Raw genomic sequence first — 14092 nt, 5'->3', positions numbered from 1 at the left:
AAAAGAGAGGTACATTCGCTATGAAGGCGGTTGTCGTTTATGAGGCGGGCGGGGCGCAGCAGCTCGTTTATACGGATGTTCCACGTCCCACAATCAAAGAGGGACGATCTCTCGTCAAGGTGCGCGGATTCGGCATCAATCATTCGGAAATATTCACACGGCAGGGACTGTCTCCTTCGGTAAAAATCCCGCGCATCCTTGGTATCGAGTGCGTCGGCACGGTCGAGGAGACGACGGAGCCGGAGCGACTTCCCGTCGGGCGGCGCGTCGTTTCCATCATGGGAGAGATGGGGCGGGCATTTGACGGAAGTTATGCGGAGTACGTCCTGATTCCGAATGCACAGATTTATCCGGTGGACACTGACCTTCCGTGGGCAGAACTGGCGGCGATTCAGGAGACGTACTATACGGCATTTTGTTCACTGGAGAACCTTCGCATTTCGGCGGAGCACAGCGTCCTCGTTCATGGCGGTGCAAGCGGCGTTGGTGTGGCGGCGCTGCGCCTTTTGCGAGGGAAATATCCGGATATGCGTATCGACGGGATAACGCGGCGTGCGGATATGCGGTCATCATTTCTTGCCGAGGGCTATACCGATATTGTGATAGATCGGGACGGACGCCTTGAGACGGAGCGATCCTATGACCGGATTTTGGAACTCATCGATCCCGCAGTGATAAAGGACAGCATGAAACACCTCTGCCGATTCGGCATTCTATGCAGTACGGGTCAGCTCGGCGGGAAATGGTACTTGGAACAGTTCGACCCCATTATCGATTTGGCAGAGGACAGCTATCTAACCTCGTTCTATTCGGGCAATGTGCGTGAGGGACGCCTCAATGATCTGATTGATTATATCGACCGGTATCGCGTCCGTATTCGCCCCGAAAAAATATTTTCACTTTCGGAAATCATTGATGCACATCGTTATTTGGAAAGCAGAACTGGATTCGGAAAGGTTGTCATCGTCATTTGAATGTTCTGCCCTTGCGTATGTTTTGAACTATGCGCAAGGGCATTTACTGTTGAAAAAACACGGGAGTGATGATATAGTCTTATAGAATTTGTTTTATTACAATTTGAAAAGAGGTGAACGATGGACTTGTTACAGGCGGTCGTTTCGATATTTGCGGAGCGCGGTCAATTTTTTTTGCAGCTGACACTGGAACATCTTTGGATTTCTGCGTCCGCGATTGGGATTGCGCTTGTTGTCGGCGGCGCGGCGGGGATTTTGATCAGCCGCTACGAACGGGCGGTACAGCCGACGCTCGGCGTGGTGAATTTCCTCTATACGGTGCCGTCCATTTCGATGCTGGGCTTTTTGATCCCGTTTTTCGGCGTGGGCAATACGGCGGCGATCATCGCGCTGACCGTTTATGCGCTCCTGCCGATGGTGCGCGCGACACATACGGGGCTCGCGCAGGTCGACCGCTCGCTCATCGAAGCGGCGATCGGCATGGGCGGGACGCCGATCTATGTGCTCGTGCACGTCGAACTGCCGCTTGCACTGCCGATTATCATGTCGGGCATTCGCAATATGGTGACGATGACCGTTGCGCTTGCGGGAATCGCCTCGTTCATCGGTGCGGGCGGGCTCGGCGTTGCGATCTATCGCGGCATTACGACGAACAACCCGGCGCTGACGATCGCGGGCAGTCTCCTTATCGCCGCGCTTGCGCTGGTGCTCGACGCCATCCTCGGCGCATTGGAGCAGGGCGCGAAAAAAGATCTGCATCGGCGCAGGTCGGGTAAATCTCTCGGTATCGCCGCCGGACTTCTTGTGTTCATCGGTCTTGCCGGCGGGGTGCTCTACGGGATGTTTGGAACAAAAGATGTTATCCGCATCGCGACAAAACCCATGACGGAGCAGCTCGTCATGGGAGAGATGCTGAAGCTCCTCATCGAGCAGGACACGAATCTTTCGGTTCGTCTGACGCCGGGCGTCGGCGGCGGAACGTCGAATATTCAGCCCGCTATGGAAAGCGGTGATTTTGACCTCTATCCGGAGTATACGGGCACGGGGTGGAACATGGTGCTGAAGGAAAAACGGACGTATGACGAGCATTTATTTCCGTTACTCACGGCGGCGTATCACGAGCGGTATCATATGCGGTGGATCGGCATGTACGGATTCAACGATACGTTTGGCATTGTGGTGCGGCGGGACATCGCGAAGCAATATGGACTGCGAACGTATTCCGACTTAGTAAATGCTGCGCCGGCACTGACCTTTGGGGCGGAGTATGATTTCTTCGAACGCGAGGACGGATATGCGGCGCTTTGCCGCGCCTATGGGCTGAGTTTTGCGCGGACGATGGATCTCGATATCGGGCTTAAATATAAGGCGCTCGAAAGCGGACAAATCGACGTCATGACGATTTTCACGACGGACGGGCAGCTCGCCGCATCGGATGCCGTCGTTCTTCAAGACGACCGCGGATTTTTTCCCTCCTACCGCTGCGGGAATGTGGTTCGCGAGGAAGTTTTGACCACACATCCGGAGCTTGCGGATACGCTTGAAAAACTGACGGATACGATCACGGATGCCGAAATGGCGCGGATGAATTATGCCGTTGAGAGCGCGGGGCGCGAACCTCGCGCCGTGGCGGAAGAGCATCTCCGCAGCAAGGGACTCCTGCGGTAATTTTCTGCGGGAATATCAGACCGGCGCGGATTTCGATTTGATAGGCGTGCGCCAATTTGTTATAATGTCTAGGATATTGCAATGAAAGACGGTGAAGCTATGAATGTGACGGAAAAGGATCTGGAGACGACCGCGCGTCTCTCGCGTCTCGCCATTCCTGCGGACGAAAGAGCGGATGCGCTCGCGCGTCTCGGGGACTTCCTGACCTATGTGGATAATCTTTCCGGTGTCGATACGGAGGGCGTCCGGCCGACGACGTACGCGCTGCCGATCGAGAATGTGTTTCGTGCCGACGAGGTGCGTCCGTCTCTCCCGAACGAAGCCGCGCTCTCCAATGCGCCGCTCCGGGAGGACGGGTACTTCAAAGTGCCGAAGGTACTGGAAGGATAGGAGGGACTCTTTTGCATCTCTATGAAAAACCGGCGCATGTCCTGCACGATATGCTCTCGCGCCGCGAGATCAGCGCGCGCGAACTCACGGAGGATGCCTTTGCACGGATGGATGCCGCAGAGCCGCAGGTGGGCGCGTATCTCCTCGAGACACGCGAAGCGGCGCGCATGCAGGCGGACGCCGTTGATGCGAAAATTGCGGCGAAGGAAGAGATTCCGTTCCTCGCGGGGATTCCCGGCGCGGTGAAGGATAACATCTGCACGAAGGGCGTGCGGACGACCGCCGCTTCAAAGATTCTCGAAAACTTTGTTCCGCCCTACGACGCGACGGTTGTGACAAAGCTGCACGATGCTGCGGCGGTCGTTCTCGGCAAGACAAATATGGACGAGTTTGCGATGGGCGGCTCGACGGAGAACTCCGCGTACCGGCCGACGCACAATCCGTGGGATACGGCGCGCGTGCCCGGCGGCTCGTCCGGCGGCAGCGCGGCGGCAGTCGCGGCAGGGACGGCAATCTGGGCGCTCGGCTCCGATACGGGCGGCTCCATCCGTCAGCCCGCATCGTTCTGCGGCATCGTCGGACTCAAACCGACCTACGGGCGCGTCTCCCGCTACGGACTCATCGCATACGCCTCTTCGCTCGATCAGATCGGTCCTGTGACGCGCGACGTCACGGATGCCGCACATCTGCTGAACGTCATCGCGGGACACGACGTGATGGATTCGACGGCAAGCAAAAGCCCCGTGCCCGACTATACGAAAGCATTGACGCAGGATGTCAAGGGGCTGAAGATCGGACTGCCGAAGGAATACTTCATCCCAGGCATGGACGCGGAGGTTGAGACTGCCGTCCGCAAGGCGATTCACGATTTTACATCCATGGGCGCCGAGGTGCGGGAAATCTCCCTGCCGCATACGGACTATGCGGTGTCGACCTACTATCTCATCGCGCCCGCGGAGGCGGCGACCAATCTCGAACGCTATGACGGCGTGAGCTACGGCGCGCGCGTTGACGGGGAAGACCTCGTCGATATGATGACGCGCACGCGCACGGAGAAATTCGGCGCGGAGGTGCGCCGCCGCATCCTCATCGGCAACTATGCGCTCTCGGCAGGCTACTACGACGCCTATTATCTGAAGGCACTCAAGGTACGGACACTGATTCGCGAGGACTTTACGCGTGCCTTTGAGACTGTCGACGTGATTATGACGCCGACGGCGCCGACGACCGCGTATCGCATCGGAGAGATGGAAAACCCGCTGCAAATGTATTTGCAGGACATCTCTACCGTACCGGTCAACCTTGCGGGACTACCGGGCATTTCCGTGCCGTGCGGATGCAGTGCGGCGGGACTTCCGATCGGACTGCAAATCATAGGGAAGCCGCTTGCGGAAGAGACGATTCTGCGTGCGGCATTTGCCTATGAACAGGCGCACGACTACCATACGAAATTGGCGCCGATTGGAGGGAACGCATGAAATTCGAAACTGTCATCGGTCTTGAGATTCACTGCGAGCTAAAGACCAACACAAAGATTTTCTGCGGCTGCGCCACAACCTTCGGCGCCGCGCAGAATACGCATGTCTGTCCCGTCTGTCTCGGTCTGCCGGGCGTTCTGCCGGTCGTCAACCGCCGCGTCGTAGAGTTCGCGATCAAGGCTGGGCTTGCGACGAACTGCACAATCAACGAATACAGCAAATTTGACCGCAAGAATTATTACTATCCGGATTTGCCGAAGAATTTTCAGACGTCCCAATACGATCTGCCCATCGCCGAGCACGGCTGGGTGGACATCGATACGGCGGCGGGGAAGAAACGGATTCGCCTGACGCGCATCCACATGGAGGAGGACGCGGGGAAACTCGTGCACTCCGGAACGACGATCAAGGACTCCGCAACGTCGAACGTGGACTACAACCGCACGGGCGTGCCGCTGCTTGAGATCGTCTCGGAGCCGGATATGTCCTCGGCGGAGGAAGCGCGCGCCTACATGGAGAAGATCAAGGCGATCATGGAGTACATCGACGTCTCCAACTGCCGCATGGAGGAGGGCAATCTCCGCGCGGACATCAACGTGTCGCTGTGTCCGGTCGGCTCCGATGTGCTCGGCACGCGCACGGAGATGAAGAACATCAACTCCTTTAAGGCGCTCGAAGACGCCATCAACTACGAAGTGGAACGGCAGACCGAGGTGCTTGAGGACGGCGGACACATCGTTCAGGAGACGCGCACATGGGATCCCGAGCGCGGCATCACGCTCTCCATGCGCAGTAAGGAAGAGGCGCACGACTACCGCTATATGCCGGAACCCGATCTGCCGCCGATCGTCACGAGCGCCGCAGAGATCGAGGCGATTCGCGCTGCGCTGCCGGAGCTGCCCGATGCTCGCCGTGCGCGTCTGATGGACGAGGCGGGGCTTTCCGCCTACGACGCGGGCATCATCACGAGTTCGCGCGCCATGGCGGAGTATTACGATGCCATTACCGCAACGGGAGCGGATGCAAAGCTCGCGGCGAACTGGCTGATGGGCGATCTGTCGAAAAACCTCAACGCCGAGGGACTGACGATCGAGCAGTCTCCCGTCGATGCCAAACGCCTTGGCGAGATGATATTGCTCATCTCGAAGGGAACGATTTCCTCGAAGATCGGCAAAACCGTGTTCAAGGAGATGTGGACATCGCCCGACGCACCGGAGAAAATCGTCAAGGATAAGGGGCTCGTCCAGATCACCGATACCAAGGAGATCGAGGAGATCGTCGAGAACGTCATCGCCGCGAATACAAAGGCGGTCGAGGACTACAAGGGCGGCAACAAGAAGGCCATCGGCGCGCTGGTCGGGCAGGTCATGAAACAGTCCAAGGGCAAGGCAAACCCGCAGATGGTGAACGAACTGCTCGCCAAAAAACTGGACGCCTGATTTTTCGAAAACAAATATCTCGTTGTGAGCGGACATAAAAATCAGCCCTTCCCGTATGGAAAGGGCTGATTGCACTTGCGGAAGGAGGGGCGCGGTCATGCACTGTCAATCCGCCGTATTTGATTTGGATGGAACACTGGTCGATTCGCTGGTGGATCTCGCGGACGCCGCGAACGCCATGCTCGCATCCTATGGATTTCGAACGCATGACATAGACGCATATCGCTATTTCGTCGGCAACGGCTCTTGCAAACTGATCGAGCGCATATTGCCGGAGGAGCGGAGCCGGGATGCGGCATTCGTGGATGAAGCCATGGCGCGCTACAAAGACCGCTACGCGGAGCGTCTACTGCACCGGACGAAGCCCTATGACGGCATCCCGGAGATGCTGGAGGAACTGCGGCGCAGGAATATCCCCATGGCAATCTGCACGAATAAGCATCAGAGCGCGGCGGATGCCATCGTAGAAGCCCTATTTCCTAAAAATATGTTCCAAGAAGTCATCGGCGACAGGCGCGGTCTGCCGCGCAAGCCCGATCCGCAGAAGGTCTTGCACATCGCCCGTCGAATGGGCGTATCGCCTGCATCCACAGCGTATTTTGGCGACACTGCCGTCGACATGGATACCGCGCACAACGCGGGGGCGCTCGCGGTCGGCGTTCTATGGGGCTTTCGCCCGCAGCAGGAACTCACGGCGCACGGCGCGCAGATTCTTTTATCGCATCCGCACGAACTCTTTCAAAAACTGACGTTTTGTGCGCAGGATATAGTATGATACAGAGAGAGGCAGAATGAAGACGGCAATACCCGTACAGCAGGGAAAGAATTACGACATCCGGATAGAACGTCTCGGCACGTCGGGCGAGGGCGTCGGCAGGTACGATAACTTCATCGTATTCGTGCCGAACGCACTGCCGGGCGAGCAGGTTTCCGCGCGCGTCGAAGAAGTAAAAAAGACCTATGCGCGTGCGCGTATCATGGAGATTCGTGTCGCGAGCGCCGACCGCGTACGCCCGCGCTGCGAGATCTACAGCGACTGCGGCGGCTGTCAGTTGCAGCACCTCTCCTACGAAGCACAGCTTACGGCAAAGCGTCTTCAAGTCGTCGACGCCATGACGCATATCGGAAAACTGCCGCATGTCCCGGTCAAGGAAACGTTGGGCGCGGCATCGCCGTGGAACTATCGCAACAAAATGCAGTTCCCCGTCGGCATTCATCAGGGGCAAATTGTCGTCGGATGTTTCGCGCAGGGGAGTCACCGGATCATCGACACCGAGGATTGCCATATCCAGCGGGAGGGGAACAATGCGCTCGCAAACGCCGTGCGTGACATCGTAACGAAGCTCCGGATTCCCGTTTACAACGAGGACACACACCGCGGCATTTTGCGTCACATCGTCGGGCGCGTCGGGCAGGGCGATGAACTCATGGCGGTCATCGTGACCGCTGCGAAGGAACTGCCGCGCAAAAAAGAATTGATCCGCATGATGCGCGAACGCCTGCCGCAGCTTGTCAGCATCCAGCAGAACATCCAGACCTACCGCAACAACGTTGTCATGGGGCGGGACACCGTACTGCTATGGGGGAAGCCGACCATCAAAGACACACTCGGGAAGCTCAGTTTTCACATCTCGCCGCGCTCCTTCTTCCAAGTCAATACCGCACAGGCGGCAGTCCTCTATGAGCAGGCGCTGCAATACGCCGACCTCCACGGCACGGAGACCGTCATCGACGCCTACTGCGGCACGGGGACGATCACACTCTTCCTCGCACAGCAGGCGTGGAACGTCTACGGCATCGAGATCGTCCGTCCCGCCATCCTCGACGCACGGAAAAATGCGTGCGACAACGGCATCAAAAACGCCGAGTTTATTGTCGGTGACGCGACCGCCGTCATGCCGTCGATCTATCGGCAGGGCGTACGCCCCGATGTCGTTGTCGTCGATCCCCCGCGCGCGGGCTGTACGCCGACCGTCCTGAAAACCTTCGCTAATATGAAGCCCCGCCGCATCGTCTATGTCTCCTGCAACCCCGCAACCCTCGCACGCGACCTCGCTATCATGAAAGACCTCGGCTACGAAGCCCGGGAGATACAACCCGTGGATTTATTTCCGCAGACCTCGCATGTCGAGTGCGTGGCATGGATGACGCAGATGGGGCGGTGAAGTCATACAAAGTCTTGCCATATATAAATCCATGTATTTGGAATCAATACACTGATGCTCTTATTTTTAATATTAAAGAGAGGATATTTTTCTGTTATAATGAATGTATTAGTTTTGTTCATATTCAAGAATGTTGATAAGAAAATCAAAAATAATAGGAGAAAGGAAATAAGCAGTGGAATCTCAAAAAGTTAAGCCAATATTTTCTGTTGGAGATGTTGTAACAAATGAAGAATTATATCGTACATTTCGTTGTGGAAATATGGGAGGAATGCGTCGGTCTAAAGCAACAGGTACACTTGTTATCATATCAGATCATACGAAAATGTACGCTGATAAATGGTATGGAAATGAGCTCCATTATACAGGTATGGGGAGAAATGGTGATCAGACAATAGATGGAAATCAAAATAAGACTTTACTTGAATCAGATCATAATGGTGTTGAGATTCATCTATTTGAAGTTTTTGAGCCTACAAAGTATACCTATCAAGGGATAGTAAAGCTTTCGAATAAGCCATATCAAGAAATTCAAAATGGAGAAGATGAACATCCACGTAAGGTATGGATGTTTCCATTAAAAAAAGTGGATAGTGATCATTAAAAAGTATATGAGGCATAATAGAATATTTTTATTAATAATAACAAAAGTCAAATTATCTAGCATGAATTTTATCAGGAGGAAGGATGGGAAAAACTGATAAAAATTATTCAATACAGTTTTTATAGTTTATTTTAAAATAATATCTTAGTTCAGAAATTCAGATATTTTTACAGAATTAAGGATTGTATCGCTATATTTAATTCTGTAAAATATAAGAAGTCGGAAACTTCATAAAAGACGATGGATTCTTTTATGGCGATATTTGTCGTGATTCGCGGAAAATTCTTGACGATGTACGGGACAACTTGATAAAAGGTGGGATACAGAGTGAGTGTAGCGATACAGATCAAAGATGTGGTGAAGCGTTACGGAGATCTGACGATTATCCCGGATCTTTCGCAGGAGATCAAAAACGGTGAGTTTTTCACACTTTTGGGACCGTCGGGCTGCGGCAAGACGACGCTCCTGCGGATGATCGCGGGGTTCAACTCCATCGAGGGCGGCGTGATCCAATTCAATGGGGAGACGATCAACGATTTGCCCGCGCATAAACGCAACATCGGCATGGTATTCCAGAGTTATGCGATCTTTCCGCATCTCACGGTGCGTGAGAATGTGGAATACGGTCTGAAACTCCGAAAGACGGCGAAAGATGAGATGAAACGTCTCGTCGACGACATCCTTGACGCCGTGAAGATCACAGAGTATCAGGATCGCCTGCCCGAGCGGCTTTCCGGTGGTCAGCAGCAGCGCGTTGCGCTTGCGCGCGCCATCGTCATTCATCCGAGCGTACTGCTCATGGACGAACCGCTCTCGAACCTCGACGCGAAGCTGCGTGTGGAGATGCGCTCCGCGATTCGCGAGGTACAGCAGAAAGTCGGCATCACAACGATCTATGTGACACATGATCAGGAGGAAGCGCTCTCGATCTCGGATCGCATCGCGGTCATGGACAAGGGCGTCATCCAGCAGACAGCGGATCCGGAGACGCTCTACGCGCGCCCATATAATGCCTTTGTCTCAACGTTCATTGGACATTCGAACCTGTTCCGTGCGCGCATCGAGGGCGGCAGGAACATCGTCCTCTCGGACGGCTACACGTTCCAAGTAGACGGCATCGAAGGCGCATCGGACGGGCAGGAGGTCGTTCTCTCCGTGCGTCCGGAGGAGTTCTCCCTGCAGGAGGACGGCATGGAATGCCGCATCACGGGCAAGGTGTTCCTTGGCAAATATGTCAATTACTGGCTGGAGTTCCCCGAGGACATGATCTGCATGGGACAGCCGTCAATCGAGTTCTCGCAGGATGTAGGACATGCGGAGCGCATCCTCGAGGTCGGAGAGACGATTCGTCTGCGCCCGAACGCAGCCAAGGTAAATGTGTTCACAGCGGACGGCAGCCGCAACCTCCTGAAGGATGTGGTTCGCTATGAATAAGCAGAAAATAAGGCTCGATTTTTGGACGGGCGTCACCGTCCTCTCCATCGCTATATTTTCGCTTTTTCTCATCTATCCGCTCTTCTCGCTCTTCGTTTCCGCGTTCCAGAATGCAGAGACAGGAGCATTTTCGCTGGAACATTTTGTACATTTCTTTCAACGCAAATATTATTACCAGTCGATGATCAACAGCTTTTCCGTGACGCTCTGCGTAACGGTGCTCGCCATCCTCATCGGCACGACGCTCGCGTACTTCATGACGAAATACAAAATCAAGGGAAAAAACGTTGTGGAGATCTGCATCATCATCTCGCTCCTCTCGCCGCCATTCATCGGTGCGTACTCGTGGATCCTCATTGGCGGGCGCAGCGGGATGCTGACACAGTGGCTTTACAATACGTTTGGCTATGAGTTCCCATCTATCTACGGATTTGCAGGTATCCTGCTCGTCCTTACGCTGAAGCTCTATCCGTTCATCTATCTCTATGCGGCGGGCGCGATGAAAAATATCGACTCCGCGCTCATAGAGGCGGCAGAGAGTCTTGGGTGCAGCGGCGTTCGGAAAGTATTCACCGTTATTGTGCCGCTCATCACACCGACGATTCTCGCGGGTGCACTCATGGTATTCATGAACGCCATGGCGGATTTCGGCACGCCGATGCTCATCGGCGAAGGATTCAACGTCATGCCCGTCATGATATACTCGGAGTTCATCAATGAGGTCGGTGATCAAGCAAACTTCGCGGCGGCAATGGCGGCGATCATGGTCATCATCACATCGACCATATTCCTCCTGCAAAAATTTGTCGTCAATCGCAAGTCTTTCACAATGAGCTCTCTGCGTCCCATGCAGTCCGAACCCATGACCGGCGCGGGCAACATCGTGATGCACGCGATCATCTATCTCTTGGTCGCGCTGTCGATGATACCGCAGCTTGTCGTTGTCTATACGTCGTTCCTCAATACGAGAGGTGCGGTCTTTGTCGAAGGGTATTCGCTGGACAGCTATCGAACCATCTTCGAAACGCTCGGCACGGCGATTACGAATACCTATCTTTACAGTACCTCGGCGATTCTACTGATCGTATTCCTCGGCGCGACCGTTGCGTATCTGACCACACGACGCCGCAGTCCGCTGACCGAGTTCATCGATGTGCTGACCATGTTCCCGTACATCATCCCCGGCTCGGTACTTGGTATCACGCTCCTTCTCGCGTTCAACGACGATCCGATCCTGCTCTCGGGCACGGCGTTCATCATCATCATCTCCCTCGTCATTCGGCGTCTGCCGTACACACTGCGCTCCAGCTCGGCAATCCTCTATCAGATCAGTCCGAGCATCGAAGAGGCATCCATCAGCCTTGGCGCATCACCGCTCAAGACCTTCTTTAAGGTCACCGCGGTCATGATGCTTCCCGGAGTGATGAGCGGCGCGATCCTCTCATGGATTACTGCAATCAACGAGCTGAGTTCCTCGGTCATCCTCTTTACTGGCGCGACCAAAACAATGTCCGTCGCCATCTACACTGAGGTCATCCGCGCCAGCTACGGCACGGCGGCAGCGCTCTCGACGATCCTCACAATAACGACGATTGCGGCGATGGTGATTTTCTTCCGTGTCTCCGGCAGCAAGGATGTTACTCTCTAGGGATTTGATACATTCGCGTTTCTTTGGAACAAATTGTTCCGAAAAATATAAAGGAGGTATTTCCATGAAGTTCAAGAAACTGCTCACCGGATTGGTGGCAGGCGTGTTCCTCGGCGGCGTACTCGCAGGCTGCGGCGGGGGCGCTCAGAAAGAGGAGAAGGCGGCGGCTGATGGCGATAAAACACTCGTCGTCTACTGCCCGCATCCGCTCGCGTTTATCAACCCGCTTGTGCAGGAGTTCGAGAAACAGAGCGGCATCCACGTTGAAGTCATCGCAGCAGGCACCGGCGAGCTGCTCAAGCGCGTTGAGTCGGAGAAAGCGAATCCACTCGGGGACATCTTCTGGGGCGGTTCACTCAACACGATGAAGCCGAAGGCGGGACTATTCGAGAACTACACGTCCGCGAACGAAGACCATGTGCAGCAGGCGTTCAAGAACGTCGAGGGCTCGATGACGCGCTTCACCGACATACCGAGCGTCATCATGGTCAACACGAACCTCATCGGCGACATCAAGGTCAACGGCTATGAGGATCTCCTCAATCCTGCGCTCAAGGGCAAGATCGCGATGAGCGATCCATCCAAGTCCTCCTCGTCCTACGAGCACCTCGTCAACATGCTCTATGCGATGGGCAAAGGCGATCCTGACAAGGGCTGGGATTATGTCGAGAAGTTCTGCCGCAATCTTGACGGCAAGCTCCTCTCCGGCTCCTCCGCCGTCTATAAAGGCGTTGCGGACGGCGAATATGCGGTCGGCTGCACGTTTGAAGAGGGCGGCGCAAAATACGTTGCCGACGGTGCACCCGTAAAGCTCGTCTACATGGAGGAAGGCGTTATCTCCAAGCCGGACGGCATCTACATCATCAAAAATGCAAAGCATATGGAGAATGCAAAGAAGTTCATCGACTTCATCACGAGCAAAGAAGCGCAGAGCATCATTGCCTCACAGCTCCATCGCCGTTCTGTTCGCGACGATGTGGATCCGCCCGTTGGTCTCATCCCGAAGGAACAGATCAACATCATCAACGACGATGAAGCAACGGTCGAAAAGAATAAGAAGGCTTGGCTCGACAAGTTCAAGGATATCTTTACGAGCGTTCAGTAAAAGCTTTTCAGAGGATGACTGAAGTATTTACTCGGGTCGTCTTCTTTAATAAAAAGGCTGCCGCATTACTCATGAATGCAGCAGCCTTTTTTGATGATTTTGATGAAGTCCTTCTATCCGACCGGAGAAAAGGAACAGAGATATTTATTTTTTGTCGAGGAGTGCTTGAATCTCGGCGGCTTTGCCGTCCGATCCGAGGACGTCTTTAATTTTGTGGGCGACCAGCTCTTTGATGTAGCTGCGGCCGTCCGTGAGGTATTGACGCGGGTCGAAGTGGGACGGCTCTTTCTTGAAATGTTCGCGAATGCCCGCCGTCATGGCAAGACGCAGATCTGAGTCAATGTTGATCTTGCAGACGGAGGATTTTGCTGCGCGGCGGAGCTGATCCTCGGGGATTCCTACCGCATCCGGCATATGCCCGCCGTTCTCGTTGATGATTTTCACATATTTTGGAATGACGGAGGAAGCACCGTGGAGCACGATGGGGAAGCCTGGGATGCGTTTTTCGATTTCTTCCAAGATGTCAAAGCGCAGCGGAGGCGGGACGAGCACGCCGTCGGCGTTGCGCGTGCACTGATCCGGCGTGAATTTGAATGCGCCGTGCGATGTGCCGATCGCTATGGCGAGAGAGTCGACGCCGGTCTTTTCTACGAAATCCTGTACTTCTTCCGGTTTTGTATAGGACGCATCTTCTGCGGAGACATTTACATCGTCCTCGATGCCTGCAAGCTGACCGAGCTCCGCTTCAACGACAACGCCGTGCGCATGAGCATACTCGGCAACGCGCTTTGCAAGCGCAACATTTTCATCATAGGGGAGATGGGAGCCGTCAATCATCACGGAGGTAAAACCGCCGTCGATGCAGGACTTGCAGATGTCAAAGTCCGCGCCGTGATCGAGGTGGAGTGCGATGGGGATGTCGTTGATCTCGAGAGCGGCGCGCACAAGATGAACAAGATACTCATGACGTGCGTACTTGCGTGCCCCTGCGGAGACCTGCAAAATCAGAGGGGAACCGAGTTCGCCCGCGGCGTCCGTGATGCCCTGAACGATCTCCATGTTGTTGACGTTGAAAGCGCCGATGGCATAGCCGCCGTCATAGGCTTTCTTAAACATTTCTTTTGTTCCAACGAGTGGCATGTAATTACCCCCTAAAAAGTTAAAACACAGAATCGACACTTGCATTA

General features: G+C 54.7%; 12 protein-coding genes. 11 read left to right on the top strand and 1 reads right to left on the bottom strand.

Features of this window, described 5'->3' with window-relative positions:
- The first annotated feature begins 20 nt into the window (after positions 1-20).
- The 11 genes from HMPREF1147_RS08530 (at position 21) to HMPREF1147_RS08485 (ending at position 12905) form a co-directional block, all read left to right on the top strand.
- A complete protein-coding gene (locus tag HMPREF1147_RS08530) occupies positions 21-974 on the top strand; it encodes a zinc-binding dehydrogenase (protein WP_009658521.1) in 954 nt (317 codons plus the stop codon).
- 120 nt (positions 975-1094) lie between these two features.
- The gene (locus HMPREF1147_RS08525) at positions 1095-2642 is read left to right on the top strand and encodes a glycine betaine ABC transporter substrate-binding protein (RefSeq protein ID WP_009658511.1); all 1548 of its coding nucleotides are present in this window, start codon (positions 1095-1097) and stop codon (positions 2640-2642) included.
- Between the two features lie 99 nt (positions 2643-2741).
- Positions 2742-3032 carry an Asp-tRNA(Asn)/Glu-tRNA(Gln) amidotransferase subunit GatC gene (gene gatC, locus HMPREF1147_RS08520; RefSeq protein ID WP_026762170.1) on the top strand — a complete coding sequence of 97 codons (291 nt, stop codon included), beginning with the start codon at positions 2742-2744 and terminating at the stop codon, positions 3030-3032.
- 11 nt (positions 3033-3043) lie between these two features.
- Positions 3044-4510 (top strand): Asp-tRNA(Asn)/Glu-tRNA(Gln) amidotransferase subunit GatA, encoded by a 1467-nt coding sequence (gene gatA / locus HMPREF1147_RS08515; protein ID WP_009658505.1) that lies wholly within the window; start codon positions 3044-3046, stop codon positions 4508-4510.
- Positions 4507-5949: an Asp-tRNA(Asn)/Glu-tRNA(Gln) amidotransferase subunit GatB gene (gene gatB, locus HMPREF1147_RS08510; RefSeq protein ID WP_009658527.1), complete on the top strand. Its 1443-nt coding sequence runs from the start codon at positions 4507-4509 to the stop codon at positions 5947-5949. Before gatA ends, gatB begins: the two co-directional genes overlap by 4 nt.
- Before the next feature lie 97 nt (positions 5950-6046).
- Positions 6047-6724, top strand: a complete 678-nt coding sequence (locus HMPREF1147_RS08505; RefSeq protein ID WP_009658520.1) for an HAD family hydrolase — start codon at positions 6047-6049, stop codon at positions 6722-6724.
- A gap of 16 nt (positions 6725-6740) precedes the next feature.
- A complete protein-coding gene (rlmD, locus tag HMPREF1147_RS08500; RefSeq protein ID WP_009658502.1) occupies positions 6741-8114 on the top strand; it encodes a 23S rRNA (uracil(1939)-C(5))-methyltransferase RlmD in 1374 nt (457 codons plus the stop codon).
- A gap of 175 nt (positions 8115-8289) precedes the next feature.
- On the top strand, positions 8290-8718 hold the full coding sequence (locus tag HMPREF1147_RS11690) for an HNH endonuclease (protein WP_198002990.1): 429 nt from the start codon (positions 8290-8292) through the stop codon (positions 8716-8718).
- A gap of 327 nt (positions 8719-9045) precedes the next feature.
- Complete coding sequence (locus HMPREF1147_RS08495) at positions 9046-10152, top strand: ABC transporter ATP-binding protein (RefSeq protein ID WP_009439108.1); 1107 nt, start codon at positions 9046-9048, stop codon at positions 10150-10152.
- Complete coding sequence (locus HMPREF1147_RS08490; protein ID WP_009658535.1) at positions 10145-11800, top strand: iron ABC transporter permease; 1656 nt, start codon at positions 10145-10147, stop codon at positions 11798-11800. Before HMPREF1147_RS08495 ends, HMPREF1147_RS08490 begins: the two co-directional genes overlap by 8 nt.
- Before the next feature lie 64 nt (positions 11801-11864).
- The gene (locus HMPREF1147_RS08485) at positions 11865-12905 is read left to right on the top strand and encodes an ABC transporter substrate-binding protein (RefSeq protein WP_009658525.1); all 1041 of its coding nucleotides are present in this window, start codon (positions 11865-11867) and stop codon (positions 12903-12905) included.
- A 144-nt stretch (positions 12906-13049) separates the two neighbouring features.
- Here HMPREF1147_RS08485 and fba read toward each other — a convergent pair whose 3' ends face one another.
- A complete protein-coding gene (fba, locus tag HMPREF1147_RS08480) occupies positions 13050-14045 on the bottom strand; it encodes a class II fructose-1,6-bisphosphate aldolase (protein WP_009658516.1) in 996 nt (331 codons plus the stop codon).
- Positions 14046-14092: the final 47 nt, after the last annotated feature.

Source organism: Selenomonas sp. FOBRC9, assembly GCF_000287655.1.
GTDB classification, from domain to species: domain Bacteria; phylum Bacillota; class Negativicutes; order Selenomonadales; family Selenomonadaceae; genus Centipeda; species Centipeda artemidis.
This window is presented reverse-complemented; position numbering and strand designations above follow the sequence as displayed.

Coding starts and splice junctions, on each gene's coding strand:
- fba (WP_009658516.1), bottom strand. CDS start 14,045: ATGCCACTCGTTGGAACAAAAGAAATGTTTAAGAAAGCCTATGACGGC.
- HMPREF1147_RS08485 (WP_009658525.1), top strand. CDS start 11,865: ATGAAGTTCAAGAAACTGCTCACCGGATTGGTGGCAGGCGTGTTCCTC.
- HMPREF1147_RS08490 (WP_009658535.1), top strand. CDS start 10,145: ATGAATAAGCAGAAAATAAGGCTCGATTTTTGGACGGGCGTCACCGTC.
- HMPREF1147_RS08505 (WP_009658520.1), top strand. CDS start 6,047: ATGCACTGTCAATCCGCCGTATTTGATTTGGATGGAACACTGGTCGAT.
- gatC (WP_026762170.1), top strand. CDS start 2,742: ATGAATGTGACGGAAAAGGATCTGGAGACGACCGCGCGTCTCTCGCGT.
- gatB (WP_009658527.1), top strand. CDS start 4,507: ATGAAATTCGAAACTGTCATCGGTCTTGAGATTCACTGCGAGCTAAAG.
- rlmD (WP_009658502.1), top strand. CDS start 6,741: ATGAAGACGGCAATACCCGTACAGCAGGGAAAGAATTACGACATCCGG.
- HMPREF1147_RS08530 (WP_009658521.1), top strand. CDS start 21: ATGAAGGCGGTTGTCGTTTATGAGGCGGGCGGGGCGCAGCAGCTCGTT.
- HMPREF1147_RS08525 (WP_009658511.1), top strand. CDS start 1,095: ATGGACTTGTTACAGGCGGTCGTTTCGATATTTGCGGAGCGCGGTCAA.